We start from the raw sequence: 26,369 nt of genomic DNA, 5'->3' as shown, positions 1-26,369 counted from the left end.
TCAACCCGGCGGGCGGGGCGGGTTCGGCGGGTCCGGTGGGCTCGGCAGTGCGGCGATCGTGTCCTCGGTCCAGGTACCGGCCGCGCCCGGGCAGCCGGCGAGGTAGCGGGCGGCGCGCCGGCGGGACCAACCGTGCGCCTCGCCGAGACCGGCGCTCAGGTGGTGCAGATATGCGGCGGCGGGAGCGTTCCACGGCACGTCGGCGCTGCGGGACGGCGTGGTCAGGGTGAGTATCGGCAGGCCGTCGGCCGTACCGACGCGGACCACCGTCTCGTAGCGGCCCGGGCCGAGGGTCACCCGCCCGGTGGTCGCCATGTCGTCGAGGTCGAGGTCGAGGTCGAGCCCGGGGGCGCGGTGCATCTCCTGCGCGGCGAGGTCGGCGAACTGCCCGAGGGTCAGCAGGTAGGCCCGGCCGGGTGTGCGACCCGGGTCCAGCGGGTCGTACAGGGCCATTCCGCCGGTCCATACCTTCGACTCGAGGGCGAAGTACATCCGGCCCGGTATCACCACCGGCCGCGTCGCGCGCGGTGCGGCCGGATCCCGGCATCCCGGATAGTTCCGGACGCCGCCGGGGGGCCGGCCGCCGCGCAGGTAACAGTCGAGCCGGGCGGCGTGCATGTTGGACCCGTACGCGACATACCACACCAGATCGGAACACACGTCCGGCAGCCTAGCGCGTGTCTTCAAACCCCCGCCGAGCTCCACGACGCCCGGCACCGCACCTCGCCGCCCCGGAGAAACAGGCGAATGGAACCACTGTGCACCTGCTTCTCCGGCACGCCGATGCACGGCACCGGACACCGCGGAGCCCGACGGGGGTTTGAAGACACGCGCCGGCGCGGCGTGCCCGGTCACATTCGCGGGGCGGGGCGCGTCAGTCGGATAACGCAGTCGAGTATCGGGAGGTGGCGGGCGTGGTGTGCGTGAACCGCTACGACCAGACCTACATCGATGCGTGTCGGGCCTCGATCGAGTGCCAGGTCGACACGTATCACGCACTGGCGGCGACGGGGGCGCGGTTGTCCGGCGCGGCCGCGACACGGTTCGAGAAGGCGCTGGAGGCGTTCGAGCCGGTGTTCTTCAACAACCTGGTCCTGGCCCTGGACCATTTCTTCGCGAACCGCAGCCGCAGTCTGGAGAAGAAGGACGGCAACCCCGTCAACGAGGTCCGGGTGCTGGCCAGATCGTTGACGGCGCACGCCGGTCGGCTGGTCGGCGACACGCAGATCCGGCTGGATCCCGCGCTGTCCGTCCTGGGATATCGGCTCGGCGAGGAGATCGCGCTGTGCGAAGCACAGTTCCTGCGGCTCGCCAAGGCGTACTTCGCCGAGATCGAGGCCAGATACCGCTGATCCGGTGCGCGGTCTCGGGCCGGATCGGGCCCGGCCTATCCGGCCCGGGCCGCCGCCACCAGCGGTCGTACGTCCCATACCTGCACGTCGGCGACCCGTTGACCCGGACCGAGCAGCGCGGTCAGGGTGCCGGCCAGCTCCGCGCCGTGCGGGTGCCGGGGCAGTACGACCACGTCGGCGCGCCAGCGGGCCAGGTCCTCGCGGGCCTCGCGGCGCTGGTCGTCGGTGATCTCGGGGACCTTGCCCTCGGACGCGACCCGACCGAGCAGAGCCGAGGTCGGGCTGTAGTCGGCGCCGTACACACCCACCCGGTCGGGACCCCATGGGCCGACGAAGTAGCCCTCCGCGAGCGGGAAGCCCAGGTCGGCCACGCTCTGCCAGTGCAGCGCGGACGCCTCGACCACGCTCGGCAGCGGCACCACGACCACCGACCCGTGGTCCACGTACGGGCGCCACCGTCCGTCGGCGAAGAAGGCCGGTACCGGGCGGCGGTCGACGACGTCCAGCGGGGTGGGCGCGATCGGGAGCAGGGCCATGGTCAGCACGCCGGCCCAGATCAGCCGTACCGGCAACTCGCGCTCGGTGACGGGTCGATCCCGGACCGAGGCCAGTACCCGATCGGTGGCCATCGCCAGCAGGACCGCGATCGCGGGGACGCAGACCATCGCGTACCGGGATTCCAGGATGGATTCGAACAGCGGCAGCTTGTTCACCAGCTGCCACGGTCCCGGGATGCCGGTCTTGTCGTGGTCGACCACGATCCGCAGGCCGAGCGAGAGCAAAGCCGCGACCAGGGCGGTGATCGTCGCCGCTCGGGCGACCACCTCGCGGCGCAGCCAGACGACGAGGAATCCGGTGAGGATCATCAGCGGCCAGCCGAAGAACGCGTTCTCCTCGGTCGGGCCCTCGGACAGCGCCGCCGCGCTGCTCCGGTCGCCGGCGAGGGAATCGCTCGCGTACGCGGTGAACGCGGCCAGGTCGTTGCCCGACTCGTGTTCGAGCGAGGAGTAGTGCTGCGGCCCGAAGAACTGCACCCACAGTGGATACGCCACCAGCGCGAACGACACGGCGGCGGCGATCAGCAGTCCCGTGCCCAGCGGTCGGGCCGCCGCCTGGGCCGCCTCGGGGCGGGCCAGCGCGTAGACGAACCCGAACACCACCAGGCCGGTGGCGGCGAACACCAGCGGTTCCTCGCCGATGAAGATCTGGAACGCGATCAGCAGCCCGAGCACGATGCCGTTGCGCACCGGGCGTTCGTCGCGCCACAGCCGGATCACCGCGCCGATGATCGGCGGAATCACGAAGAGCACGACGAAGTTCGGATGCGCGTTGCCGTGCGCGACGATCGGCGGCGCGAACCCGCAGAACCCGCCGGCGATCACCGCCGCCGCGCGATGTTGCACGAGGTGGCGGATGAACAGGCGGTACCAGGCGAACGCGCTCGCGGCCATGCCGCCGGTGAGCACCAGGGCCCACGTGCTGGTCGGGCCGAACAGCAGGGTCACCGGGGTCAGCGGTACGCCGAGGCCGAGCATGGCCGTGTTGGCCATCATGTTGACGCCCAGCGGGTGGTTCTGCAGGTCCGAGATCAGCGGATTGCGCAGGTCGCGCACCGCGTCGGCGGTGGCGTCGAAGAACCACTCCCACATGTTCTGGTCCTGGCCGGCGGAGGCCAGGTAGGCGTGATCGAGATCGGCCCAGAGGTCGTGGTAGAGCCAGATGGCGAGCAGGAGGAACCCGACGGCGACCCACCGGTCGCCGGCACGCACGCCGGGTATGCGGCCGCCGCGTATACCCCCGGCGCGCGTGAAGCGGGACGAGATGCGGAGCCGGGTCGCGACGGCGGCCATGGATCGGGTCCTTCCGGGGAGATTGCCCGCCATGAGCGCCCAGCGGCGAGAGGATCGCCGGCCATGGTACGAGGGCCGGGCGGCCGAGTGGGCACCGGGGTCGCCGCCGGGTGAATTCGCCGGCTCGGCGCCGGGGCGGCGGCCAGGATGGTGGGATGTCGATCTTTCTGGAGACGCCGCGGCTGGAGTTGCGGGCGTTCGTCGAGTCGGACCTGACGCATCTGGTCGAGTTGGACGGCGATCCGGAGGTCATGCGCTTCATCGACGGCGGGCGGCCGACGTCGGTCGAAGCCGTTCGGGAGCGGGTCCTGCCTCGGTTGCGGCAGGTATACCCGGCGTGGGGGCGACCGGGTTTCTGGGCCGCGCGGGAGCGGGACGGCGGGCGGTTCGTGGGGTGGTTCGAGCTGCGTCCGCTCGTCGAGGACGGTGTCGACGTGGTCGAGCTGGGATATCGCCTGCGTCGTGACGCGTGGGGGCTGGGCTACGCGACCGAGGGCGCGGGGGCGCTGCTCGACCGGGGTTTCGCCGAGCCGGGACTGCACGAGGTGACCGCGAACACGATGTCCGTGAACCAGGCCTCGCGACGGGTGTTGGAAAAGCTTGGCCTGACCCTGCGACGCACATACTTCGACAACTGGCCCGAGCCGATCGAGGGCTCCGAACACGGCGAGGTCGAATACACCATCACCCGCACCGAATGGCTCCACCGAACCCGGCCCACCGCCCGACCCGGCGCAACACCACCCGCCGCCCTCCGCCCACCACGGATCCGCCGGCCCGAGGGGCCGCGGGGCGTGGGAAGCTGCGTCGTGTGAATGTTTTTGTCGGGGTGCCGCTGTTTGTTGGTCGTGAGTCCGAGATGGGGCGGCTTGTCGAGGCGCTGGGCGAGGCCGACGGCGGGGAGCCCCGGGTCGTGTTGCTCACCGGGGAGGCCGGGGTCGGGAAGACTCGGTTGTTGGACGAGTTTTTGGCCGGTGCCGCCGATCGGTCGCAGCCGACCGTGGTCGCGGTCGGGGCCTGTCTCGAACTGGGTGCCGAGGGGCTGCCGTTCGCGCCGTTCTCGGCCATCCTGCGGGCGCTGGCGACCACGCTCGGCGACGACTTCGACGCCGTGGTCGGCGACCGCCGCCGCGAGCTGGCCTGGATCTCGCCGACGCTCGCCGCCGAACCCGTCGTGGGCCCCGCACCGGAGCGGGCCGGGCTGTACGAGTCCGCGCTGCGCCTGCTGGAGCGTGCCGGCGAGGACCGTACCCTCGTGATCGCCTTCGAGGACCTGCACTGGGCCGACTCGGCCACCCGCGAACTGCTCGCGTTCCTGGTCCGCTCGCTGCGCCGGGGGCGGATCCTGCTGGTCGGCACGCTGCGTGCGGACGCGATGGACCGCAGCCACCCGATGCGCCGCCTGGTCGCCGAGCTGGAACGCATTCGCTCGGTGGCCCGGGTGGAACTGGGCCGGCTCACCCTGCCGCAGGTGGAGAAGCACCTCACCGGCCTGCTCGGCGAGACGCCCTCGCGCGCTCTCACCCGGCAGGTGTTCGAACGCTCCGAGGGCAACGCGTTCTTCGTCGAGGAACTGGCCGCCGGCGTCCGCGACGGGCGGCTCACCGACCTGTCCGACACGCTCCGCGACCTGCTCCTGATCCGGATCGAACAACTGCCCGAACAAGCCCGCCGGGTGGTTCGGCTGGCCGCCGTCGGCGGCATCGGCGTGGAACACCGGCTGCTCGCCGAGGTGGCCGGTCTCGACCCGGACACCCTGGAGACGGCGCTGCGCGCGGCCGTGTCGGGGCACGTCCTGGTCTCCGACGCGGACGGCGAGGGCTACACCTTCCGGCACGCGCTCGTCGGCGAGGCGGCGCTCGGCGACCTGCTGCCCGGCGAGCGCACCCGGATGTACGCGGCGTTCGCCCGGGCCCACGACACCCTGGTGGAGCGCGGCGAACTGTCCCCGCACCGCGACCACGTGGAGCGCCGGGCCCGCTACTGGACCGCCGCCGGGCGCCCCGCCGAGGCGCTGCCCGCGAGCCTGACCGCGGCGGTCGCCGCCGCCGACCGGTACGCCTTCGGCGAGGCCCGGGAGCTGTACGAGCGGGCGATCGCGATGTGGGACATGGTCCCCGACCCGGAGCAGTCCACCGGCACCACGCTCGCGCAGGTCCTGGACGGCGCCATCGTCGCGGCCCGCTACGACAACTCCGGCGATCGCGAACTCGCCCTGCTGCGCCACGCGTTGGACCTCGTCGACGAGGAGCGCGACCCGCTGCGGGCGGCGCTGCTGTGGACCCAGCGGGCGAAGTCGCTGAACCGGCTGGGCCGCGGCTCCGGCATGGTCGAACTGGAGCACGCCGAAAGCCTGTTGCAGGACCGACCCGACTCGATCGAGTACGCGGGCGTGGCCCTGCGCAGCGCCCGCGCCCACTTCCTGGAGGGACACGTCCAGGAGGCCCTGCAGATCGCCCGGCAGGTCCTGGAGATCGCCCGCCGACTCGACGACCAGGACATGATCGCCGGCACGCTCCAGGCGCTGTCCTGGTTCCTGACCGGGTCCGGCGAGCCGGACGAGACGCAGGCGCTCGCGTACGGCCTCGAGGCGGTCCGCGTCGCGGAGGCGGCGACGGGCGGCAAGCCGGACACGCTGATCTACGTGCTCGGCAACTGGGCCTCCGTCCTGGAGGGCGTCGGCCGGCACGAGGAATCGGTCGCCGCGCTCCACCGCGCGCTCGACCTGTCCCGCGAACGCGGGGTGGTCCGCAACACCGGCGCGTTCCTCCTGGGCAACCTCGCGGAGAGCCTGTTCTCGCTCGGCCGCTGGGACGAGGTGGCCCGGACGGTGGACGACATCCGCGAGCACAACGCCGACGGCTGCGCCACCGGCCACGCCGAACGCATGCTGGCCATGACCCACCTGGTCCGCGGCGACATCGCCGAGGTGGCGGCCCCGCTGACCCACGCGCGCGAGAGCGCACGCGGCAGGCACCAGGAGGCGCAACACCGCATCCCGCAGTCCGGCGCCGCGATCGCGTTGGCCCGGGCGCAGGGCCGGCGCGCCGAGGTGGCCGAGATCCTGGACGCGGAACTGCGGGCCGGATTCGGCGTCGGCAACCAGCGGTTCGCCTTCCCGCTGCTGATCGAGGCGGCCCGCGCGTACGCCGACGACGAGCCGACCGCGGCGACCCGGGCCGACCTCGCCCGGATCCGGGCGGCCGGCGCGGCGCTGGCCCAGGACTGCGCGCTGGACCGCACCCAGGCACGCACCCTGACCGCCTACCTGGACCGCGCCGAGGGCACCGACAGCGTGGACCGATGGCGCGAGGTGGTGGCGGGCTGGGAGGCGACCACGCAGCCCTATCCCACCGCGCAGGTACAGACCGACCTCGGCGCCGCGCTCGTGGCCGCCGGCGAGCGGGCAGCCGCCGCCGACGTGCTCGGCCGGGCCCACGAGACGGCGGTGCGCCTGGGCGCCGTGCCGCTGCGCGAACGTATCGAACTGCTCGCCCGACGGGCCCGACTCGAACCGTTCGGCCGCGCCGGCGCGAGCTCGACCGCGGCCCGATCGGCGCACCAGGCGGGCGATCTGACGCCCCGTGAGCAGGAGGTGCTGGGCCTGCTGGTGGACGGGCGGAGCAACCGACAGATCGCCGAGACGTTGTTCATCAGCGTCAAGACGGCGAGCGTGCACGTGTCCAACATCCTGGCCAAGTTGGAGGTGGCCACCCGCGGCGAGGCCGCCGCGCTGGCCCACCGGATGCGGCTGCTCGACGACTGATCCGGCGCCGACGAACCTCGGCGAGCCGACACCGATCGTCCCCGGCGGGGTGTCCGGGGCCGGGTGCACGGGTTATACATGACCCGTCGATGGTTCGGGGGCAGTCGTCGGGGGGCGCTCATGGCAGGGCACGGGATACGGGTCGCGGCGTGCGACGTGGAGCGAACGGTCGGCGGGCGGACCGTGCTTCGCGGCGTCTCGCTGGTCGCCGAGGCCGGCGAGGTGTCGGCGATCGCGGGCGGCAGCGGGTCGGGCAAGACCACGCTCCTGGACACCCTGGCCGGGATCCGGCCGCCGAGTGCGGGCGAGGTGCGGCACGACGGCGGGCGGCCCGACGCGCGCGGCCTGGGCTATGTCCCGCAGGACGACATCCTGCACCGCGCGCTGCCGTTGGCGCACAGCCTGCGCTACGCGGCGGCGTTGCGCGCACCGGCCGACGAGGGGCCGGCCGACGCCGTCGAGCGCACTCTGGCCGCGCTCGGGCTGACCGCACTCGCGGATCAGCGGGTGGGCACGCTCAGCGGCGGCGAGCGCAAGCGGGCCGGCATCGCGGTGGAGTTGCTGACCCGGCCCAGGGTGTTGTTCCTGGACGAGCCGACGTCCGGCCTGGACCCGGCTGCCGCGGCCGAACTGATGGCCCTGCTGCACGAGTTGGCCCGCGCGGGCACCACCGTCGTGCTCACCACACACGCCCCGGCCGACCTGGCCCGCTGCGACCGGGTGGCGTTCCTGGCGCCCGACGGACGCCCCGCCTACGTCGGCGACCCCCGGGCGATGTGCGCGCACTTCGGCGTGGCGACCGAGGCCGACGTGTACGCCGCGGTGGCGTCCCGAGGGGCGAGCGTGGACGCGGGCCGTGAGCCGGAGCTGCTACTGGAACCAGAACTTGGCGCCCTGGAACCGGAGTTGGAGCGAACGGCCGGACCGGGCGGCAGGTCTGGCCGGGCCGCCGGATCGGTGCCCACATCCGATCACGCGGCCGAACCACGTCCCGCCGCCGCGACACCCGCGGCCGTCCGCGGACCGGGCCCGGCCCGCGGCGCCGGAAAAGCCGATCACCCGCTGCGCCAATGGTCGATCCTGGCCCGCCGCGATCTCGAACTGATCACCCGGGATCGCCTGACCGCCGCGATGCTGATCGGCTCGCCGCTGGTGATCGTGGCCATGTTCGCGATGCTCTTTCGCCCCGGCGCCTTCGACCCGCTCGCGCCGAGCCCGTCCGGAGCGGCGATGATCCTGTTCTGGATCGCGTTCGGCGGCTTCTTCTTCGGGCTGACCTACGGGCTGTTGCAGATCTGCGTGGAACTGCCGATCGTGCGCCGAGAACGGCTGACCGTGCTGCGGATCGGGCCGTACCTCGCGGCCAAGTTCACCGTGCTGTTGCCGATCCTGGTACTGGCCGACGTACTGCTGCTCGCCGTGCTGCGCGGGATGAACCGGCTGCCCGCCGCGTCCTGGAGCGTGTACGGATCCCTCCTGGTGACGCTGCTGCTCGCCTCGGCCGCGGCGCTCGCGCTCGGGCTGCTGACCTCCGCCGCGGTGACCGAAGTGGGCCAGGCCACGCTGATGTTGCCGCTGCTGTGTTTTCCCCAGGTGCTCTTCTCCGGGGCGTTCGTCCCGGTGCCCCGGATGCCCGCGATCGGACACACCCTCAGCTACGCGATGACCAACCGGTGGGCGTTCGAGGCGCTGGGCAGCGACCTGGACCTGTCCGGCCGCTGGGCGCACAGCCGTTCCCCGCTCGGACCGCCACTGCTCGCATCGTACGGCGACAGCTTCGACCATGCGCCGTTGCTCGGCTGGGCGGTACTCGCGGGCTGCACCGCGCTGTTCGTCGCCGCGACCTGCGTCGTGCTGGCCCGCCGCTGCCCCCGGGCCGGGTGGTGAGCGCGCGCGGGCGTGGTCAGCAGCGCAGGCGCGGGGCCAGTCCGTTCGGGTCGACGGGCCGGTCGCGGTAGGTGCGGACCAGGAAGTCGAGGAAGGCGTCCACGTCGGCGCGGGTGGACGGCAGGCCGAGCGAGACCCGGACCGCGCCGCCCGAGGGCAGACCGAGCCGGGTCAGATAGTCGTCGAGGGTGCCGCCGGACGCGGCGGTGCGCAACACCGCGCCGCGCAGCGTGCGTCGGCCGATCGCGAACGCCGCCTCGCCCGCGCCGGGATTGCAGAAGCAGCCGGTGCGCACGCAGATCCGCGCGGCGGCGGTGTCACGCGCCACGACCCGCTCGTCGACCACCCGCCCGGCGGCGTCCAAGACGTTGAGCGCCACCGTCGCACCCCGCTCGTCCGTCGTGCCCGGTCCGTACACCCGCACCAGCGGTTCGCCGCCGGGATGGCGCAACCCGGCCAACCCGGCCAGGAGATGCGCGGTCAACGCGGCGACCCGCTCGTGGATCGCGTTCATGCCCACCTCCTCGACCCAGGCCAGGCCCTGCGCGACGTCGGGGACGGCCAGGAAGTTGAGCGTGCCGTCCTCGTACGCGGACTCGTCGTCGGCCATGCGATGCCAGCCGCCCTGCGCGCTGACCGCCTCGATCGTGCCGCCGGCGAACCATGGCCGACGCAGTCGGGCCAGCGCGTCCCGACGGGCGATCAGCGCACCCACGCCGGTCGGGTAGCCGAACACCTTGTACCAGCTGACCGCGACGAACTCCGGTTGCACGACGCCCAGATCGAGCACGTTGGTGGGGGCGTACGCGGCCGCGTCGAGCAGTACGTCCCAGCCGTGCTCGTGGGCGACGTCGATCCACTCCAGGGGGTGGCGTACGCCGGTGAAGTTGCTCTGTGCGGGGAACGCGAACAGGCCCCGGCGGCGGGCCAGCGTGGCGCGTAATCGTTCCCCGTCCAGGCGCAGTTCGGGCCCGGACAGGCCGATGTACTCGGTGCGGGCGCCGCGGACGCGGGCATACTCGCGGATCCCGTTCACCGAGTTGTGGTTGTCGATCGGCAAGAGGAAGCGGGTGCCGCGCCGGAACGGGTAGGCCTCGCCGACCAGTCGGCAGGCGCCGGTGGCGTTCGCGGTGAACACCGCCGCGTAGCGATCCGGATCGGCGTTGAAGTGCGCCAGGATCGCCCGGCGGGTGTGCTCGACCAGGTCCGTGGAGGCGACCGACGCCGGGTGTTCGGAGTGCGGATTGCCGTAGGTACGGCCCGCCATGCGTGCGGCGTGCGCCTGCCACTGGCGGCGTGCGGCCAGGCCGGCGCCGGTGTGGTCGAGGTAGACCAGGCCCTGGTCGTCGAGATAGCCGTATTCCGTGCGGCGGATCGCCTCGAAGTCCGGCGGTCCGGCCGGCTCGGCGCTTCCCACGGTCCCCACCTCCCCCGGACGTCCGAGTCTCGCGCCCTCACGGAGCGCACGTCAACGGATGCGACCGCGTGTTCCGGATGCCCGTTCTCACCCCTGATGGCGGTTCCGCGCCAACCATCCTCTAGGGTGAGGAAAGGTAAGCCTTACCTGAACACAGGTGGGTCGATTGCCGCCGCACCGCGGCGTTCGGCCCGCGTCCCCCACGCGCCAAGGAACCAGCACCCATGCCGATACCCCGCCGCCGGATCGCCGCCGTCGCCGTGACCCTGTCCGCCGCCCTGCTCACCGGGGCCTGTGGCAGCTCGGACTCGTCCGACGGGAACAAGGGCGGCAAGCCCGCCGTCGCCGCCGGCGGCAAGGAGTTCGGCAACGCCGGTCAGGTCACCACGGGCCTGGGCACCGACGCGGCGCCGGGACAGTACCCGCGCACCATCCGTACCGCGATGGGCGATGTGGTCCTGAAGGCGCGGCCGAAGCGGGTCGTCGTGCTGGACACCGGCGAGTTGGACAACGTCGCCGCGCTCGGTGTGCAGCCGGTCGGCGTCGCGTTCACCGACGGCTCCCAGGAACTGCCCGCCTACCTGGAGGGCAAGGCCGGCAAGCCGGCCAAGGTCGGCACGATCAACAGCCTCAACCTCGAGGCGATCGAGAACCTGAAGCCCGACCTGATCCTGGGCAGCAAGCTGCGCGCGGAACAGCAGTACGCCACGCTGGCCAAGATCGCGCCGACCGTGTTCTCCGTGCGCCCCGGCTACACCTGGAAGGAGAACTTCCTGCTCAACGCCGCGGCCCTGGACAAGACCGCCGAGGCGAAGCAGCAGCTGGACGCCTACCAGGCTCGGGCGAAGGCGCTCGGCGAGAAGCTGGGTCCGAACAAGCCGACCATTTCGATGGTGCGGTTCATGCCGGGCAAGATCCGCCTGTACGCGAACAAGTCGCTGATCGGCACGGTGCTCCAGGACGTCGGCCTGCCGCGCCCGGCCAACCAGAACATCGACGACCTGGCCGTGGAGCTGTCCGAGGAGCGCATCACCGAGGCGGACGCCGACCGGATCTTCGTCGGCACCTACGGCCCGGCGGACAAGACCGCGCAGGGCAGGGTCACCGACAACCCGCTGTGGAAGAAGCTCGGCGCGGTGGAGAAGGGCAAGGCCGTCACGGTCCCCGACGAGACCTGGTACCTCGGCCTGGGCGTGGTCGCGGCGAACTCGATCCTGGGCGACCTGGAGAAGAACCTGGCCGGCTGAGGCCGCGCGCGGTGGGGACCGGGCCGATGTCAGGCCGGTCCCAGCGCGTGTCTTCGAACCCCCGTCGGGCTCCGCGGCGTGAGCGCAGCGAGGAGCCCGAAGGGCGGATGCCGTGCATCGGTGTGCCGGAGAAGCAGGTGCATAGTGGTTCTATTCGCCTGTTTCTCCGGGGCGGCGAGGTGCGGTGCCGGGCGTCGTGGAGTTCGGCGGGGGTTCGAAGACACGCGCCAGCGGTTCGCGGGCCGCGTACGTCAGCAGGCCGGCGATGCCGGCGGCCGGGCCGTGTGCGCGGCGCCAGTGCTCGTCGTGTTCGGTCAGTGCCGCGAACAGGCGCTGCCACGAGCGGTCCTCGGTGCCCAGCAGGTCGACGGCCAGTACGGCGACCTCCACGTATGCCGCGTCGACCGCCGCGCGCACCGGCCCGGCCAGGTCGACCCGGGTCCGGGCGTCGGCGAGGTAGCGCAGCGCCCGTTCCGCGTGGCCGACCTCGTGCACCAGGTCATGGCCGGTCAACAGGCCCGCCTCGACCAGGCGTTCCACCTCCGCGTGCCACTCGGCGGTGCCGCCGTCGGGCACCACCAGCGCGGTGACGGCGCGGGCGGTGCGCGGGCCGCGCCGGGCCGCGGCGAACGCCTCCGCCGGATGCAGGTCGGCCAGCATCGACAGGACGATCTCGTCGGGCGCGTCCGGTCGGGTCGCGAGCGCGTGCCGCACCCCCGCCGGCCACGGCTCACGGGCGTGCTCGCGCGCCAGCAGCGCCCAGTCGCGTCGGTACGGCCGATCCAGGACCCGCTCCGCGTCCGGCAGCCGCCGGCACCCGCGCAGCCGGGCCACCAGCCGGGCCGGCGACGACTCCCGCTCGACCCGCTCACTCAGCACCGCCAGCCCGGCGTCGAGCGCGGCGCGCGCCGGCGGGGACAGGTCGAGCCCGGCCCGCCCCCCGGCCGGCGGGGCGTCGAGCGCGCGATCGTGCGCCTCCAGGGCCTTGCCGGCGATCCCGGCGGCGCCGCTGCCGAGGAGGCCGCGATCGATCACCGCGCGTAGCCGGTGCGCGCCGCCGAAGCGCAACATGTTGTGGGCCGCGAGTAGTTGGTCGAGCAGGGACAACTTCCCGGACATCGCCGCCAGGGCCGGTTCGACCACGTCCGCGTCGGCCGCCTCGACGGTGACCCGCAGCGCGTCCACCCAATACGCCGAGAACACACCGGGTTCGAGCAGCCGGGCCCGCAGCGCGGCGGACAGCGGCCGGGGGTCGTCCGCCGCCCGGGCCAGGATCCGCCGCCGCTCCGCGACGTCGCCGCGCCGCTTCACATCGCCGTACAGCCGGTCGTCCAGCGCCGGATCGCGCCGGGCCAGCAGGCGTTCGCGCACGTGTCGGGTGTGCGATGAGCGGGCCTCGCCCTCGGCCAGGATCAGCGCGGGCTCGACGTCGGTCAGGCCGAGCACGTACTCGACCAGGTCGGCGGTGACATGCCGACCCCGCTCGGCGTCGCGGGCCAGGATGCTCGGCGCGCCGGGCGCAAGCAGCGGCAGGACGGCGCGCAGCACCCGCACGTCGGCGTAGACGAGCAGGGCCGATCCGGCGTCGGAGAGCACCGGGGGCGGTCCGTCCCCCGGCGGCTCCGGCGCGCCGGCGGCGACCCGCTCAAGCAGCTTGGGCAGTGGCAGTTCGCTGCCGTCGCTGTCCATCACCGCCAGTGCGGCGAGCCAGCGGCGCGGGTCGTGGCCGAGGTGTTCGGCGAGCAGCGCGCGCACCGCCCGGGTCAGCGGTTCCCGGGCGAGCTGGGAGAACTCGCCCGGCCGCGCGGCGCTCAACGCCCGGGCGGGGGTGCCGGCGATCAACTCGGCGGGGCCGACCAGCCCGGCGCGGTAGCGCACCGAGGCCGAGGCGCCGGCGCGGAAGCCGACCGGATCGCGCCGGGCCAACCGCTCGCGCGGCAGATCCACGGGAGCCGCCGCGCAGGCCGCGCGCAGCCAGTCCGGGTGGGCCAGCCCGGGTACATCCGCCTCCGGGGTCTCCGCGAAGACCGTGAGCACGGCCGGATCGGTGGGGATCGGCGCGCCAGGCACCATCGACCGCAGCAGATGCGCGGCGGCCAGCGCACAACCCCGGTCCGGGGCGCCGCGTCGCCCGCACCGGGTCGGCAACGTCGGCCCGACCCGCTCGGGGGTGCGCGACGCCGGTGGGGACGTTGCCAGTTCGCGCGCCGATTCGGCGATCTCGGCGTCGTCGGCGGCGCGTTGTTCGGGCCCGGGCGGCGGTCCGGCGGCCTGGGCGGCGACGTCGATCAGCTCGCCGACGGTGCCGGCGAACGAGTCGAGCAGGCTCAGCGCGATCACGCTCGCCTCGACGTGCCCGGCGAGCCGGGTCCGCACCAGCGCGCCGATCCGGGCCCGGACCGGTGCGGCGACGGTGTCCCGGGTCAGCTTGGGCAGTGCGCGCAACACCTCGCCGGCCGGGCGGGCGGTGTCCACCAGGCGTATCGGGTCCAGGAGTTCGTGCTCGACGCAGTCGTTCACCCAGCCGGCGTCGGTGCGGTGGAAGGCGACCTCGCGCAGCCGATCGATCGGCTCGCGGTTCAGGTCCTCGGCGGTCGTCCCGCAGGCGCGGTTGACCACCGCGAGGCGCAGCAGGCGGGCCGGTTCGCCGACGGCGTCCTCGTGGCGCAGGAGTTCGTCGATCGACTCGGGCGCGAAGGGCGTCTCGCGATGCCGGGCGATCAGGCGCGGCAGGTCGTACGCGTACGGCTCGTGCACCAGCGTGGCCAGGAGCCGGCGGGTGGCGTTGCGCCCGCGTGCGCCGGCCAGCACGTTCGGCAGTGCGTCGGGGTCCTCGTACGGGATGCGCACCGCGCCCAACCGGCCCGGCCCGGCCGCGGATTCGAGGTGGTCCGGGAGGGCGTCGGCCCGGTGGGGCCCGAGTCCGCCGATCAGTTCCACCAGGCGTCGGGCCGCGTCGGGGCCGCCGCGTCGCCACACCTTCAGGAACGCGAATGCCCGCGCGTCGGCGGAGGGGAATGCGTACAGCGCGGCGTGCACCAGCTCCGGGTCGCCGCTGACCACCAGCGGGGTGAGCCGGCGCTGGTCCGAGCAGTCGAGCAGTTCGGCGCGCAACGCCTGGTCCAGCGGCACCGGTTCGGTCCGACCCGCGGTACGCGGCGCGCCCGAGGCGATGCGGCGGCGCAGGGTGAGCGGGCAGTGGGGGTTGCGGTACACCGCGGCGTTCACGCGGGGTTCGTCCAGCCCGACGAGCCGGCCCAGCCGGCGCGGATCCAGGCCCGAGTTGGCTGCCAACGCCGCGCAGACCCTCGGGTCGCGGCCGGCGAGGGCGGTGTCGAAGACGTGCTCGGGGAGCGGGCCGCGGCCGAGCAGATCGCGCAGCAACTCGTCGGGCAGGTGCGGCAGCAGGGCGCGTAGATCCTCTGCCGGGGCGGCGTGGAGCAGGAATCGGTAGGGCCGGGACAGCGCCGGGGGCGGTGCGCTGCCGGGGCCCGGCACGGTGCCGTCGGCGATGCCCGCCAGCAGGTCGGCCAGGGTGCCCCGGTAGCGGGACAGCGCGCCGCGCAGGCCGGCCCAGCGGTCGGCCGAGCAACCCAGGTGACGGTGGATCAGCTCGGCGAGCGGGCGGCCGGGCGGGAGTTCGGCGAGCATGGCCACCCCGACGCGGGCGGGGGCGACGCGGCTCGGGATCGGCGCGGCGTGTCGTTCGTCGGCCAGTCCGGACGCGGCGGCAGCGGCGGCGATCCGGGTCGCCTCGACATGGCCCGGCAGGTGCACCGCGGCCTCCAGGAGGGCGACCGAGGGGCGGGCGACGCGCGCCACCGCGGCCGGGTGGGCCCGATACAGCTCGGTGAGCAGCACCTCGGGACAGTCCGGCCGGGCGGCCAGCGCGACGGCGGCCGACTCGGGCAGCGGGTCGGCGCGGTGCGCGGCCGGCAGCCCGGTCCAGTCGATATGCCGGCGCCAGGTCGGTTCCGGCTCGCCGGCCCGCAGCCCCGCGATCAGCCCGGCGGAGCCCTCCGCCGCGAGCACCGCGGCCCGCAGCGGCCCGTCGTCCCCGGACGCGAGCGCGGCGGCGGCCAGGTCGGCGACACCTGGCCCGGGCGCGCTGCCCGGCTCGGGCGGCACGCCGGGCCGAAACCGCACCTCGCCGAGCAGCGCGCCCAGCCGCTCCGGCTCGGCGAACAGGCCGAGCAGGCCGCGCAGTTGTTCGGCGCGGGTCAGCCGCGCGCCCTGGGTGCGCAGCGCGTGCTCGATCAGCGCCGGGATGCCGGAGACCACCGCCGCGCCGACGAAGTGCGGGTGGTCCGGCGGGTCTTCGGTACACGCGCGGATCTCCTCCCACAACACCGCGAGGGCGATCGCGTCCGGGTGCCGGCCCGGGGCGAGGATCTCCCGGCGCATCCACGGCAGCGCGGTGGCGTGCCGGTAGACCAGGCGATCGACAACCGGGTCGGGCCGTTCCAGGAGCGCGGCCAGATCGGCCGGAGTGGCCCGGGGGTTGCGCGCCACCGCGCGGCGCACCGGCACGTCCGGATCGCGGACCGCCCGACGACGTGCGGTGATCGGCAGCGCCGCATCGGCCAACCAGGCCGGATCGCGCATGCCGAGTCGATGCCGCAGCCGGCCCGCGTCGCCCGGCTCGCCGCTCGCCACCGCGAGTGCGAGCAGCACCTCCGCAGCCGGGTCGGATCGCCGCGCGGCTCCCTGCGTCACTGTTCGCCTCCCCTTGCTGGTCGGACCCACCGGCCGTCCGTCGTGGCTCCGCCCGGGTTCCGGGCGGCATCGCGAGGACCACCCCACCACAGCTCACCGACGATCGGCCGTCGAGCGCGGACCGGTCAGGGGCCGACAGGGGTGCCGGACAGGGGCGCGGGCGCGGGCCGAGGTCGGCGGCGATCGCCCGGGGCGGTCGTCGGGATCGCCGACGACCGCCCGCGCATCGCGACCGCACCGGCCCCGATCCGCGCGAACCGGCCCGGGCTGGTACCCAATACACGCCTGAAGTGCCGGTTCAGATGCGACTGATCATAAAATCCCGCGGCGGTGGCGACGGTGTGCGCCGGCATGCCGTCGAGCAGGAGCGTGCGGGCCAGGTCGACCCGACGGCCGGTCAGATACTGGTGCGGGCCGATTCCGAACTCCCGGCCGAAGGCCCGGACCAGATGGGTGGGATGCGCGTACAGCACCTCGGCCGCCTCGCGCAGCGTGACGCCCTCGACATAACGCTCGTCCAGCAGGTCCCGCAACCGGCGGGCCAGGCCCGGATCGCGCACCTGCGGCGGTGCGCCGACCCGGCCCCGCAGGTGGGTGCGCAGCCGCTCGGCGATGAACGCGAGCCTGCTCTCGGTCTCCAGCTCCTCGCCGGCGCACGCCAGCGACAGGTGCAGCCGGTCCAGCCGGAGGCGCAATTCCGGATCGTCGAACACCGGTCGGTCCACGGCCGGGCCGATCAGGGAGTGGGGCAGGTGCGAGGAGTCCAGATACAACACCCGCTTGTGGAACCCGGTCGCGGTGGCCGCGGCCCCGTTGTGCGGCACATGCGGCGGCAGCAGGCTCACGGTCTGTCGCAACACACCGTGTTCGTGCCGGTCCAGGTCGTAGCGGATCATACCGTCGTCGACGATCAGCAACGTCCACGCGGCGTGCGTGTGCATCGGGTAGGCGTGGTCGGTCATGTGCGCGTGCAGCACCTCGGTGACGCCGGCCACCGGTGGCCGCCACGCCACGAGTTCCGCACCGGCAACCATGTCAGGATCGTACAAGACGGGCCGATGCGGGCCCCGGAAGACTTCCGGGCATGGAATCCGAGCACGCCGAGAACGCGCCCATCCGTTTCGACACCAAGATCGCCGTCCTGCTGCGCGAGGACCTGGCCGCCTGGCAACGACTGAACGTGACGGCGTTCCTGGTCAGCGGCCTGGGCACCCGGGTGCCGGAGGTGATCGGCGAGCCGTACGCGGACGCCGACGACACCGCGTACCTGCCGATGTTCCGCCAGCCGGTACTGGTCTTCGAGGCCGGGAAGGAACTGCTGACCACGGCGCACGCCCGCGCCCTCGGCCGGGACCTGCCGGTGGCGGTGTTCACCGCGGACCTGTTCGCGACCGGCAACGACCGGGACAACCGCGCGGCCGTGCGGGCGGTGCCGCGCGCCGATCTGGACCTGGTCGGCATCGCCGTGTACGGGCCGCGCAACGCGGTGGACAAGGTCTGCAAGGGCGCGGCGATGCACCCGTGACACCTGTCCGCGTGAAACACGCAGGGCCCGGACCACCTCACGTGGTCCGGGCCCTGCGTCACCGTGCGCGGGTTCACTTCCCGGCGATGGCCTCGCGCCACACCGGGCTGTCGACGTAGTGGTTGTCGAACCGCTCGGACGTCGCGCGCAGTTCGGCGAAGTCGGCCTCGCCGCGGTGCACCCGCTCCAGCAGGCGGTAGTAGTCGAAGCGGTCCATGCCGGGCGTGAAGACCACCAGCATCTTGGCCTCGGTGTCCGGGGCCGGGGCGAAGGCGTGCGTGGTGTTCGGCGGCACGAGGAGGAAGTCGCCCGTCTCCAGCGTCACGATCTCCTCGCCGAGCAGGATGCGCATGGTGCCCTCGGTGACGTGGAACATCTCGCTCGCCCGGGTGTGGAAGTGCGCGGGCGCGCCCGGCGAGCCCTTGCGGAACGTGGCCAGGTTCGCGGTCAGCCCGGGGGTGTCGGCCAGCAGCGTGATCAGGCTGGTCGGACCGTCCTGGATGATCTCGGCGTCCCGGGTACGGACCAGGACGGGGACCTCGCCGGTGCCGGCGGCGGTGGTGTTCGAGGTGTTCGCGGACATGGTGGCTCCTTGCGTACGGACGTGCGGGAGAGCAGTGGATCGGTCGACCGCTGCCGGTCGAGGTGATGCGTACGGTCGGTGGGGGCGCTTCGCTGCTTCCTCGGCGCCCGGCCCCGCCGTTCGTAGACACCAATCTACGGCCGCTTTCGACCCTCGCAATGGTGCATTCCGAGGCCGAAATGATGGGTCAATTTCCAGCCCTCGGTCGACCCCGGACAAACAAGGGAGGGGTTTCGCCGCCCCGTGACGGCGAAACCCCTCCCGCGCCCCCGAAGGAGTCCCGGACGCCTACTTGGCGTCGATCTTGTCCCGCAGCGCGACCAGCAGATCGCGGAGCAGGCCGATGGTCGTCTCGTCGGTGAGGTTGCCCGCCTCGTCGAAGCGCTCGTGCGACCGGAACGCGATCACCTCGGGCTTGACCACCACGTCGGTGTGCGTCCAGACGAATACCTGACGCAGCGCCAGCTGGGCCCGTACGGAGCCGAAGTTGGTGGGTGCGGCGCCCATGATCGCGGTCGGCTTGTGCAGCAGCGGCAGCCCCTCGGTGCCGCTCCAGTCGGTGCTCGCCCAGTCGATCGCGTTCTTCAGGACGCCCGGGATCGAGTAGTTGAACTCGGGCGTGGCGATCAGGAGCCCGTCCGCCTCGGTGATCCGCCGGCGCAGGTCCGCGGCCGCGGCGGGCCGATCGCCCGGGGTGTCCTGGTCCATGTCGTACGGGGGAATCTCGCGCAGGCCCTCGTAGATCTCGATGTCCAGCCCACCCGGGGCGAACTTGCGTGCGGCGTGCAGCAGTCGGGTGTTGTGCGACTCGGCGCGCAGGCTGCCGGAGACGGCCAGGATCTTGACGTCGCGCACGCGATGGCTCCTTGGGGTGAATGTGGCCGGGTTCGGCGACCGGGTCGGTCGACGGTGCTCTCGTTCCCGGGCGCCGAACCAACGTATGGCCCGTTCGATGTCGGTATGACCGGCCCGACATGCCAATTGGGGGACCGATTGCGACACGCGTACGAGCCCGCGAGGGCGACCCCCGCCCGTCCCGCCCATGCTGTGACGCAGGACACATGCGTCCGCCCCCTCCTCCGGATGCGTATGGATCAGGGATGGACTCGACAGGAGGGGAGGTCGGGATGGGACGGCAGGGCCGCGACGGGTTCACCGAGTACGCCGAGTCCTCGGCGCAACGCCTGTGCCGGACGGCGTATCTGCTGTGTGGCGACTGGCATCTCGCCGAGGACCTGACCCAGATCGCCCTGGAGAAGCTGTACGTGGCCTGGCGCCGCATAGAGCACACCGACCAGCCGCACGCGTACGCGAAGCGGGTGCTTCTGAACGCCTACCTGGACCGCAGGCGCCGACTCAGTTCCACCGAGTTGCCCGGCATCGACGCGGCGGGCCTGGAGCGCCGCCCCGACGCGGCGGCCGACGCCGATCTCCCGGACGTACGGCTGACCCTGATCGACGCGCTGATGCGGTTGGCGCCGAGGGACCGGGTGGTGGTGGTGCTGCGGTATTGGGAGGACCACAGCGTGGAGGCGGTCGCCGAGATGCTCGGCATGTCCACCTCTGCGGTCAAGAGCGCCGGCCCCCGCGCACTGGCCCGGCTGCGCGGAACGCTCGAGGTCAACCCCCTGATCGGCTGAGCGGAGGAGAGCAGTGACGAGCGGGACCGAGAACGACGGCGAAACCGAAGCCGATACGAAAACCGATATGGGAATCGATGTCGACCGGAACGGGAGGCGGCAATGGCGGCGGATCGGGTGACCCCACGATCCGGGACCGAGCCGGGACGCGGGTCCCCCGGCGGAGCGGACACCGACCTCGACGTCGAGGTTGTGCTCGACGTCGACCCCGACCTCGAAGAGGCCTTTCGACGGCAACTGCACGCCGAGTTGGGGAGCCACGACGCCCGCCCGATGGCCGAGGTGGTGGCCCGTGCCGCCGCCCGAGGCCGGCGGCGGGTGTGGATCCGCGCGGGCGCCGTCGTGGCCTCGATGGCCGCGGTGGTGACGATCGGGGTGGTCGCGGCCACGGTCGCGCCGGACGCGGGCGAGCCCGACTCGCGGCAAGCGATGTCACCCGCGTCGAGCGGTGTACCCGAGGCGCGACCTCGGTCGGTTGCCCGCATGGCCGAGGCCCGGATCGCGGAGACCCGGGAGGTGATCGCACGACAACTGGGCGACCTGCTCGTTGCCCTGCTGCCGGCGGAGGGGACGAAGTCGGCGGTACGGACCGGGTATTCGCCGGAGTACGGCATCTCGGCCGCGCTGACCTGGGACAACGGCCAGGGACCGGCCGGGGTGTCGATGTCGCTGCGCTCGGGCGAACTGGCCGCGTGCGCCCCGGATGCCGCCACCGAGCCCAGCCGGATCGACGAGTACGGGCGCAGGCACCACCTCAAGTGCATCGGCCCGCTCGGGGAGGCCGACCGCTTCGCGTCGGAGTCCGTGCGCAGGACCGAGGCCGGCCTGGTCTGGGGGCAGGGCATCCAGATTCCGTCGGGGCCGACCGTGTTCCGGCTGTTCTGGGCCATCGGGCCGCTCGACCGGGTGGAGATCCCGGACGAGAAACGACGGATGCCGTTGACCGACGACCAGGCGCGGGCGATCGTGCGGGACGCGCGCTGGTCGGACATCTCCCGGCAGTTGCGGGCAGCCGAACCGGGGACGGGGTGAGCGGGCGCGCCATGGGCCGTCGATCGAGATCACGCCTCCCGGCCGGGAGCCGCGCGGGAGCCAGGGCGAGGGCCCGCTCGCACGCCCGCCGGCGGCAGGTGACCCGTGCGTGGGTCGTGGCGGGGGCGGTGACCGCCGTAGTGCTCCTGATCGCGCTGATACCGCACGGCTCCGGCGGCGGCTCACCGACCACAGACGTCGGTGCCGCCCGGCCCGACGCACCGATCGGGCGGCCGGCCGAGGCCACCCCGACGAGCCCGGACGGGCCGTCGGCGCAACGGGACCTGCCGGTACGGACATCCGCCTCGCCGGACCCCGAGGCGCAGGCGAGCGTGCCGTTCGCCCTGGACGCCGAACTGCGGCTCGGCGGCACGTTCGTCACCGTGCCCGGGGAGGCGGCGGCGCCGCGTCCGGGGCGGCGGGTCGCCTATCGGGTGGAGATCGAGCAGGGACTGCCCCTGGACGGCGCGCTGTTCGCCGACATGGTGCAGCGCACCCTCAACGATCCGCGCAGCTGGTCCCGGGACGGGCTCGCCTTCGCCCGCACCGACGGCGCCGCGTCGTTCGTGGTGCGCTTGTCCAGCCCCGGCACCCTGCATCGGATCTGCTCGCCGATCGTGGGCGACACCAGCAGGTCCAACGTGTCGTGCAATGCCAACGGCACACCCTGGGTGATGATCAACGGCAGCCGCTGGGCCCAGGGTTCGACCGCGTACGGGGACGACCTCCTCGGTTACCGCCGCATGCTGATCAACCACGAGGTGGGCCACCGGATGGGCCACCAACACAGCACCGGGTGCGCAGCCGGCGGCCTGGCTCCGGTGATGATGCAGCAGACCAAGTCCCGGGTGGCGGACAACGGCGAACTGTGCGAGGCCAACCCCTGGCCATACCCGAGCGCCGGCGGCTGACCACCCGCCCGCCCGTTGCCCCGCCGCCGCCCGGCGGACCGCTCAGCGCGGTGGGAGCCGCAAATGCCGCCGCAGGAAGTCGAGTTGATGGGCCAACAACTTCTCGAACAGGTTCTCGTCCGTGGGCGCGTGGCCGGTGTGGACCAGTGGCAGCACCTCGTGCGGCCGTCCGGCGGCGAGCAGTTCGCCGGACAGCCGCAACGTGTTGGCCGGCCAGACGTTGTCGTCGGCGAGCCCGTGGATCAGCAACAGGGGTCGGCGCAACTCGGCGGCCGAGGACAGCGGTGAGCAGTCGGCGTAACGTTCGGGGTGCTCGTCGGGAAGGCCGAGGAATCGTTCGCGCCAGTGCGTGTCGTACAGGCGCTGGTCGGTGACGGCGCCGCCGGCGATCGCGGCGTGGAAGACGTCCGGACGGCGCAGGATCGCGGTCAGGGCCAGTGTCGCGCCGAACGACCAACCCCGCACGGCGACCGTCGAGGCGTCCAACTCGGGCCGCCGTCGCACCACTTCGGCCAGCGCGGCGACCTGGTCGGCGAGCACCGGGCCGAGGATGTCGCCGGCGACCTCGCGCTCCCAGGCCGGCCCGCGCCCCGGCGTCCCGCTGCCGTCGGTGATCAGCACGGCGAAGCCCTGCTCGGCGAACCACTGGGAGACGAAGGTCATCGGCGCCTGCGCAGCGGTGACCCGCTGGAGGGCCGGACCGCCGTACGGGTCGACGAGCACAGGCAGCGGCGGGTCGCCCGCGCGATGCCACGACGGCAGCAACACCTGGCTGTGCAGGCCACGTTCGGTGGTGGTGATCCGGGTGGCGCGCAGCCGCAGCACCGGCTCGGCCGGATACGAGCGGATCGGTACGGCGGGGCGATCCGCCCGCAGCACGTGCGTGCGGGCGCCGGGGCGGTCGGGGGTCCGGGCCGTGTGCACGAGCGTGCCCGCGCGGCGCACGGCGGTATGTACGCCCGCCTCCCCGTCGAGCCGTTCGGCGCCGGCGCCCGGTCGGTACGTCCAGATCCCGGCCTCGGTGGGGTCGTCGGCGGCGCCGAACAACACGTCGTCGCCGTCCACCCCGAACACCTCGCGCACCTGCAGGCCCGCCGGGGTGATCGGTACGCCGTCCAGGGTGAGTCGGCGGGTGCCGTCGGCGTCGGAGTGCCCGACCAGCGCGCCGGAGCCGGTCCGTACCGGGGTGCCGCGCAGCAGGTGCACCCAGTGCGGGTCGTGCCGTTCGGCGAGGAGGCGGGTCCGGCCGTCCGCCTGGTCGACGGCCAACACGCGGACGGTGCGCTGGTCGCGGCTCTGCACCTCGGCGAACGGGCCGTGGGCGTCCCAGCCGGCGGCGGTCAGGTATTCGAACCCGGCTCGGTCCCAAGGCACTTCGATGCGCTCACCGGCGAGGGTGACGAGCCACAGGGTGACCTCGGCGTTGGGGTCGCCCGCCGCCGGGTAGCGCAGGGTGCGCGGCGCGACGTGCGGATCCGTCGGGTCGGCGAGCCAGCGGATCGGCACCTCGCTCTCGTCCACGCGGGCGACCAGGAGCCGCGTACCCTCCGGGGACCACCAGTAGCCGCGGTCGCGGCCGATCGACGCGGTCGCGACATACTCGGCGACCCCGAAACGCACGTCGGCGCCGTCGGGTTCGGCGACCGCCCGGTCCCCGGTGCCGTCCGCCTCGACCACCCGCAGCGCACCGTCGGCCGCATAGGCGATCCGCCGCCCGGTCGGATCGGGGCGGGGGTCGGCGACCGGCCCCTCGACGGGCAACCGACGCGCGCGCCCGGTCGGCACGTCGACCGCCCACAACCCGTCCGGCAGCACGAACGCGGCGAGCCGAGCCGCGTCGTCGGTGGCGTACGCGGTGATCCCGGCCCGGCCGGCCGCCCCCGCCGAGCGTGCGGGATCCACGAGCAGCCGCTCGGCGCCGGTGTCGAGGTCCAGACACCACAGACCGCCCACCGGATCCTCCCCGGAGCGACTGCGCAGGAACAGCACCGACGCACCGTCGCCGGACACGGTGAATGCGGTGGGCAGACCCGACGTGAACCGCCGAGTGCGCACGAACTGCCGGGGCAAACCGATCATCGACATGCGCTACACACTGACCGTCGGGCCCGGCCCCACCGAATGTTTCGCCACCCGGCGAAACAACCCGGGGCGCCCGGTTGATCGGCGCGCCTCGCGCCGGCCGCGGCGTGGGCCGGCGCGCGTCGGGGCTTTCCTGTCGGCTTCGCACCGCTTGCGGCCTTTCCGGCGCACGTGGCCGGCTGTTTTGTTGCGCACCCCGCCGCCCGCCCCGGCCGGATCGGCCCGGTCGGGCCGTGGCGCTCTCCGCGCACGCCGTGCCCGGGGGCGTCGGGGCATCCTTTCGATGCCGAAGGCCGGTTGGCCCGCCGCGCACGCGGCCGGGGCCGTGTGTCAGGGTGCTGTCATGGGCGAGAAGCCGCAGGTCGATCGGCCGAGTCCGCCGCGCGCCCACCGACGTCGCCGGTGGGCCGCGCCGGCGGTCGCCGTGCTCGCGGTCGGCCTCGGCGGGACCGTGCTGCTCAATGCCGCCGGGGACGCCCCCGCGCGGTATTCGGCGACCGCCAACCCCGCGCCGCCGCCCGCCCCGGTGGACGCGGAGGGCTGCCCCCGTTGGGTCGACCCGACCACCCCCGACTGGCGATTGCCGAACCACGCCGCCCCGGCGGACCCGTTCGTCCCGGGCACGCCGCGCTCCGCCGTGGTGTGCCGCTATCCGCGCGACGACCGACCGGCGCGGCACCGTACGGACCTGGCCGGCACGCGCGCCCTCCCGGATCCGGCCGAGTATGCCCGGGCGCTGCGAACCCAACCCGCGTTGCCCACGGGCGGCCTCGCCTGCTCCGGGGCGGGTCGCCAGGCGGACTACGTCGTGATGTTCGGGTACGACGACGGCCTGCGCCACGGCGTGCGGGTGATGTCGTCCTGCCCGATCGCCGCCGATGCGCGCCGCGCGGTCCTCCCGGACGCCGCGCTGGTCGCCCGCCTGCACGCGTTGTTCCCCGAACCGGGCATCGAGCCTCGCGCTCCCGGTGTGGCGGCAACGACCCCAAGTCACCGGTGATCTCCGGAGCGTCGGTATTTCGCACCGAACCGAGCGGGAACCGGCTTCTTCCGGCCCCGGTAACGGGAAACCGCCGCGCCCCGGAGGGAGGGGCGGCGGCGGTCGGTCCGGCCGGCGGCGGACGGGGCCGCCGCGAGCTGCGAGTGGGTCAGTGGGCGAGGCCGCCGACGAGGGAGCTCATGGCGGTGCCCAGGGCCTGCTCCGGGGTGACGCCCTTGGCGGCCGAGGCGGTGCTGTCGGGGGTGGTGAGGGCGATGTCCGGGGGCGGGGTGCCCGCGTTCGCGACGGGAGTGGCGAGTGCGGCGGCGCCCGTCGCCAGGACCACGGCGGCGATGATGCGTCGAGTCTGGGTCATACCGTGCTCAACGCCGGGATCGGCCGGGGGCTACGGCATGTCACCCGCCCGGGCCTGCGTGGGCGGGGTCCGCTCCGGCGTACCCCGGCGCTCGTCCCCGGCGCGCAGTCCGCGCGCCCCCGGCCGGCTCAGTCGGGCCGCCGCGCCTCGAACAGCACCCGGGTCGAGTGCGCGACGAACGGTCCGTCCCGTTCGATGAGTTCGTGCAGGTCGTGGAGCCGGTCCCGGTAGGCGTCCACGGTGAAGTCGGGCACCAGCCAGATCACCTTGCGCAGGAAGTAGACGACCGCGCCGACGTCGAAGAACTCCATCCGCAGCCGTTCCGTCCGCAGATCGACGATCTCCAGACCGGCGGCCCGTGCGTCGGCGCTCTCGGTGTCCGGGTGCCGACCCTTGCGCGCCTCGGGCTGCGGGCCCAGGAAGTATTCGACCAGCTCGAACACCGAGGCCGGGCCGACATGCTGGGCCAGATAGGTGCCGCCGGGCCGCAACACGCGGGCGATCTCCGACCACCAAATCGTCGCCGGATGGCGGCTGGTGACCAGGTCGAAGGCGGCGTCGGCGAACGGCAGCGGCGGCTCGTCGGCGTCGGCGACCACCACCGCGCCGAGCGGGTGCAACAACTCCGTGGCCTTGGCCACGTTCGGCGGCCACGACTCGGTGGCGACCATGGTGGGCGGCAACTTCGGTACGCCGGCCAACACTTCCCCGCCGCCGGTCTGGATGTCGAGGGCGGCGGACACACCGGCCAGACGTTCGCCCATCAGCCGCTGGTATCCCCACGAGGGGCGGGCCTCGGTGGCCCGTCCGGCCAACCAGGAGAAGTCCCAGCCGGCCACGGACACCGACTCGGCCTCGGCCGTCAGGTCTGCAAAGGTGCGTGACATATCCACATCGATATCGCGCCGCAACCCATCCGGCAAACGTTTTCCGCCCCGGCCTGTCATCGCAAAACCCGCCGCGCGCGGAGGGTGCGGGATGCGGCGACGAAGGCCGTCGTCGCCAC

At 73.5% G+C, this 26,369-nt stretch carries 20 protein-coding genes; 10 read left to right on the top strand and 10 right to left on the bottom strand.

The window, feature by feature from the left end; translation table 11 throughout:
- Positions 1 to 660: a histone deacetylase gene (locus ACWGR4_RS25410; protein ID WP_452132585.1), complete on the bottom strand. Its 660-nt coding sequence runs from the start codon at positions 658 to 660 to the stop codon at positions 1 to 3.
- Positions 661 to 905: 245 nt separating this feature from the next.
- Here ACWGR4_RS25410 and ACWGR4_RS25405 point away from each other — a divergent pair, with 245 nt between their 5' ends.
- Complete coding sequence (locus ACWGR4_RS25405) at positions 906 to 1,352, top strand: hypothetical protein (protein WP_380007436.1); 447 nt, start codon at positions 906 to 908, stop codon at positions 1,350 to 1,352.
- Positions 1,353 to 1,387: 35 nt separating this feature from the next.
- Here ACWGR4_RS25405 and ACWGR4_RS25400 read toward each other — a convergent pair whose 3' ends face one another.
- On the bottom strand, positions 1,388 to 3,202 hold the full coding sequence (locus tag ACWGR4_RS25400; RefSeq protein ID WP_452132583.1) for a glycosyl transferase: 1,815 nt from the start codon (positions 3,200 to 3,202) through the stop codon (positions 1,388 to 1,390).
- Between the two features lie 155 nt (positions 3,203 to 3,357).
- Here ACWGR4_RS25400 and ACWGR4_RS25395 point away from each other — a divergent pair, with 155 nt between their 5' ends.
- The 3 genes from ACWGR4_RS25395 (at position 3,358) to ACWGR4_RS25385 (ending at position 8,855) form a co-directional block, all read left to right on the top strand.
- Entirely contained in the window at positions 3,358 to 4,017 is a 660-nt protein-coding gene (locus ACWGR4_RS25395) for a GNAT family N-acetyltransferase (protein WP_452132582.1), read from the top strand.
- On the top strand, positions 3,900 to 6,968 hold the full coding sequence (locus ACWGR4_RS25390; protein WP_452132581.1) for a helix-turn-helix transcriptional regulator: 3,069 nt from the start codon (positions 3,900 to 3,902) through the stop codon (positions 6,966 to 6,968). The genes ACWGR4_RS25395 and ACWGR4_RS25390 overlap by 118 nt, the downstream gene beginning before the upstream one ends.
- Before the next feature lie 120 nt (positions 6,969 to 7,088).
- On the top strand, positions 7,089 to 8,855 hold the full coding sequence (locus ACWGR4_RS25385; protein WP_452132580.1) for an ATP-binding cassette domain-containing protein: 1,767 nt from the start codon (positions 7,089 to 7,091) through the stop codon (positions 8,853 to 8,855).
- A gap of 16 nt (positions 8,856 to 8,871) precedes the next feature.
- Here ACWGR4_RS25385 and ACWGR4_RS25380 read toward each other — a convergent pair whose 3' ends face one another.
- On the bottom strand, positions 8,872 to 10,272 hold the full coding sequence (locus tag ACWGR4_RS25380; RefSeq protein ID WP_380007421.1) for an aminotransferase class V-fold PLP-dependent enzyme: 1,401 nt from the start codon (positions 10,270 to 10,272) through the stop codon (positions 8,872 to 8,874).
- A gap of 224 nt (positions 10,273 to 10,496) precedes the next feature.
- Here ACWGR4_RS25380 and ACWGR4_RS25375 point away from each other — a divergent pair, with 224 nt between their 5' ends.
- Positions 10,497 to 11,519: an ABC transporter substrate-binding protein gene (locus tag ACWGR4_RS25375; protein WP_380007418.1), complete on the top strand. Its 1,023-nt coding sequence runs from the start codon at positions 10,497 to 10,499 to the stop codon at positions 11,517 to 11,519.
- A 150-nt stretch (positions 11,520 to 11,669) separates the two neighbouring features.
- Here ACWGR4_RS25375 and ACWGR4_RS25370 read toward each other — a convergent pair whose 3' ends face one another.
- Both ACWGR4_RS25370 and ACWGR4_RS25365 read right to left on the bottom strand, forming a co-directional pair.
- The gene (locus ACWGR4_RS25370) at positions 11,670 to 16,235 is read right to left on the bottom strand and encodes a hypothetical protein (protein WP_452132579.1); all 4,566 of its coding nucleotides are present in this window, start codon (positions 16,233 to 16,235) and stop codon (positions 11,670 to 11,672) included.
- Positions 16,236 to 16,360: 125 nt separating this feature from the next.
- Positions 16,361 to 17,269, bottom strand: coding sequence for a helix-turn-helix transcriptional regulator (locus tag ACWGR4_RS25365; protein WP_380007412.1), 909 nt, complete (start codon positions 17,267 to 17,269; stop codon positions 16,361 to 16,363).
- A gap of 50 nt (positions 17,270 to 17,319) precedes the next feature.
- Between ACWGR4_RS25365 and ACWGR4_RS25360 the strand changes: the two genes are divergently transcribed.
- Entirely contained in the window at positions 17,320 to 17,760 is a 441-nt protein-coding gene (locus ACWGR4_RS25360; RefSeq protein WP_452132578.1) for a DUF2000 family protein, read from the top strand.
- 73 nt (positions 17,761 to 17,833) lie between these two features.
- Here the strand turns inward: ACWGR4_RS25360 and ACWGR4_RS25355 are convergent, their stop codons facing one another.
- Complete coding sequence (locus tag ACWGR4_RS25355; protein ID WP_380007406.1) at positions 17,834 to 18,343, bottom strand: cupin domain-containing protein; 510 nt, start codon at positions 18,341 to 18,343, stop codon at positions 17,834 to 17,836.
- A gap of 288 nt (positions 18,344 to 18,631) precedes the next feature.
- Positions 18,632 to 19,198 carry an NADPH-dependent FMN reductase gene (locus tag ACWGR4_RS25350; protein WP_452132721.1) on the bottom strand — a complete coding sequence of 189 codons (567 nt, stop codon included), beginning with the start codon at positions 19,196 to 19,198 and terminating at the stop codon, positions 18,632 to 18,634.
- Positions 19,199 to 19,470: 272 nt separating this feature from the next.
- Between ACWGR4_RS25350 and ACWGR4_RS25345 the strand changes: the two genes are divergently transcribed.
- The 3 genes from ACWGR4_RS25345 to ACWGR4_RS25335 all read left to right on the top strand — a co-directional run bounded on the left by ACWGR4_RS25345 (position 19,471) and on the right by ACWGR4_RS25335 (position 21,926).
- Positions 19,471 to 19,983 (top strand): SigE family RNA polymerase sigma factor, encoded by a 513-nt coding sequence (locus tag ACWGR4_RS25345; RefSeq protein ID WP_452132720.1) that lies wholly within the window; start codon positions 19,471 to 19,473, stop codon positions 19,981 to 19,983.
- A 102-nt stretch (positions 19,984 to 20,085) separates the two neighbouring features.
- A complete protein-coding gene (locus ACWGR4_RS25340; RefSeq protein ID WP_452132719.1) occupies positions 20,086 to 21,015 on the top strand; it encodes a hypothetical protein in 930 nt (309 codons plus the stop codon).
- Between the two features lie 128 nt (positions 21,016 to 21,143).
- The gene (locus ACWGR4_RS25335) at positions 21,144 to 21,926 is read left to right on the top strand and encodes a DUF3152 domain-containing protein (RefSeq protein ID WP_452132718.1); all 783 of its coding nucleotides are present in this window, start codon (positions 21,144 to 21,146) and stop codon (positions 21,924 to 21,926) included.
- 42 nt (positions 21,927 to 21,968) lie between these two features.
- Here ACWGR4_RS25335 and ACWGR4_RS25330 read toward each other — a convergent pair whose 3' ends face one another.
- Complete coding sequence (locus tag ACWGR4_RS25330; RefSeq protein WP_452132717.1) at positions 21,969 to 24,011, bottom strand: prolyl oligopeptidase family serine peptidase; 2,043 nt, start codon at positions 24,009 to 24,011, stop codon at positions 21,969 to 21,971.
- 340 nt (positions 24,012 to 24,351) lie between these two features.
- Between ACWGR4_RS25330 and ACWGR4_RS25325 the strand changes: the two genes are divergently transcribed.
- The gene (locus ACWGR4_RS25325; protein WP_452132716.1) at positions 24,352 to 25,008 is read left to right on the top strand and encodes a hypothetical protein; all 657 of its coding nucleotides are present in this window, start codon (positions 24,352 to 24,354) and stop codon (positions 25,006 to 25,008) included.
- A 148-nt stretch (positions 25,009 to 25,156) separates the two neighbouring features.
- Here the strand turns inward: ACWGR4_RS25325 and ACWGR4_RS25320 are convergent, their stop codons facing one another.
- Together ACWGR4_RS25320 and ACWGR4_RS25315 are read right to left on the bottom strand one after the other, a co-directional pair.
- Positions 25,157 to 25,363, bottom strand: a complete 207-nt coding sequence (locus tag ACWGR4_RS25320) for a hypothetical protein (RefSeq protein ID WP_380007385.1) — start codon at positions 25,361 to 25,363, stop codon at positions 25,157 to 25,159.
- A 128-nt stretch (positions 25,364 to 25,491) separates the two neighbouring features.
- On the bottom strand, positions 25,492 to 26,250 hold the full coding sequence (locus ACWGR4_RS25315) for a class I SAM-dependent methyltransferase (protein ID WP_380007382.1): 759 nt from the start codon (positions 26,248 to 26,250) through the stop codon (positions 25,492 to 25,494).
- Between the last annotated feature and the right edge of the window lie 119 nt (positions 26,251 to 26,369).

The organism is Embleya sp. NPDC055664 (genome assembly GCF_053618075.1).
The sequence above is the reverse complement of the archived record's forward strand: the minus strand, read 5'-3'. Positions and strand labels throughout refer to the sequence as shown.

Coding starts and splice junctions, on each gene's coding strand:
- ACWGR4_RS25340 (WP_452132719.1), top strand. CDS start 20,086: ATGGCGGCGGATCGGGTGACCCCACGATCCGGGACCGAGCCGGGACGC.
- ACWGR4_RS25390 (WP_452132581.1), top strand. CDS start 3,900: ATGGCTCCACCGAACCCGGCCCACCGCCCGACCCGGCGCAACACCACC.
- ACWGR4_RS25355 (WP_380007406.1), bottom strand. CDS start 18,343: ATGTCCGCGAACACCTCGAACACCACCGCCGCCGGCACCGGCGAGGTC.
- ACWGR4_RS25345 (WP_452132720.1), top strand. CDS start 19,471: ATGGGACGGCAGGGCCGCGACGGGTTCACCGAGTACGCCGAGTCCTCG.
- ACWGR4_RS25315 (WP_380007382.1), bottom strand. CDS start 26,250: ATGTCACGCACCTTTGCAGACCTGACGGCCGAGGCCGAGTCGGTGTCC.
- ACWGR4_RS25320 (WP_380007385.1), bottom strand. CDS start 25,363: ATGACCCAGACTCGACGCATCATCGCCGCCGTGGTCCTGGCGACGGGC.
- ACWGR4_RS25400 (WP_452132583.1), bottom strand. CDS start 3,202: ATGGCCGCCGTCGCGACCCGGCTCCGCATCTCGTCCCGCTTCACGCGC.
- ACWGR4_RS25375 (WP_380007418.1), top strand. CDS start 10,497: ATGCCGATACCCCGCCGCCGGATCGCCGCCGTCGCCGTGACCCTGTCC.
- ACWGR4_RS25385 (WP_452132580.1), top strand. CDS start 7,089: ATGGCAGGGCACGGGATACGGGTCGCGGCGTGCGACGTGGAGCGAACG.
- ACWGR4_RS25360 (WP_452132578.1), top strand. CDS start 17,320: ATGGAATCCGAGCACGCCGAGAACGCGCCCATCCGTTTCGACACCAAG.
- ACWGR4_RS25395 (WP_452132582.1), top strand. CDS start 3,358: ATGTCGATCTTTCTGGAGACGCCGCGGCTGGAGTTGCGGGCGTTCGTC.
- ACWGR4_RS25325 (WP_452132716.1), top strand. CDS start 24,352: ATGGGCGAGAAGCCGCAGGTCGATCGGCCGAGTCCGCCGCGCGCCCAC.
- ACWGR4_RS25365 (WP_380007412.1), bottom strand. CDS start 17,269: ATGGTTGCCGGTGCGGAACTCGTGGCGTGGCGGCCACCGGTGGCCGGC.
- ACWGR4_RS25330 (WP_452132717.1), bottom strand. CDS start 24,011: ATGTCGATGATCGGTTTGCCCCGGCAGTTCGTGCGCACTCGGCGGTTC.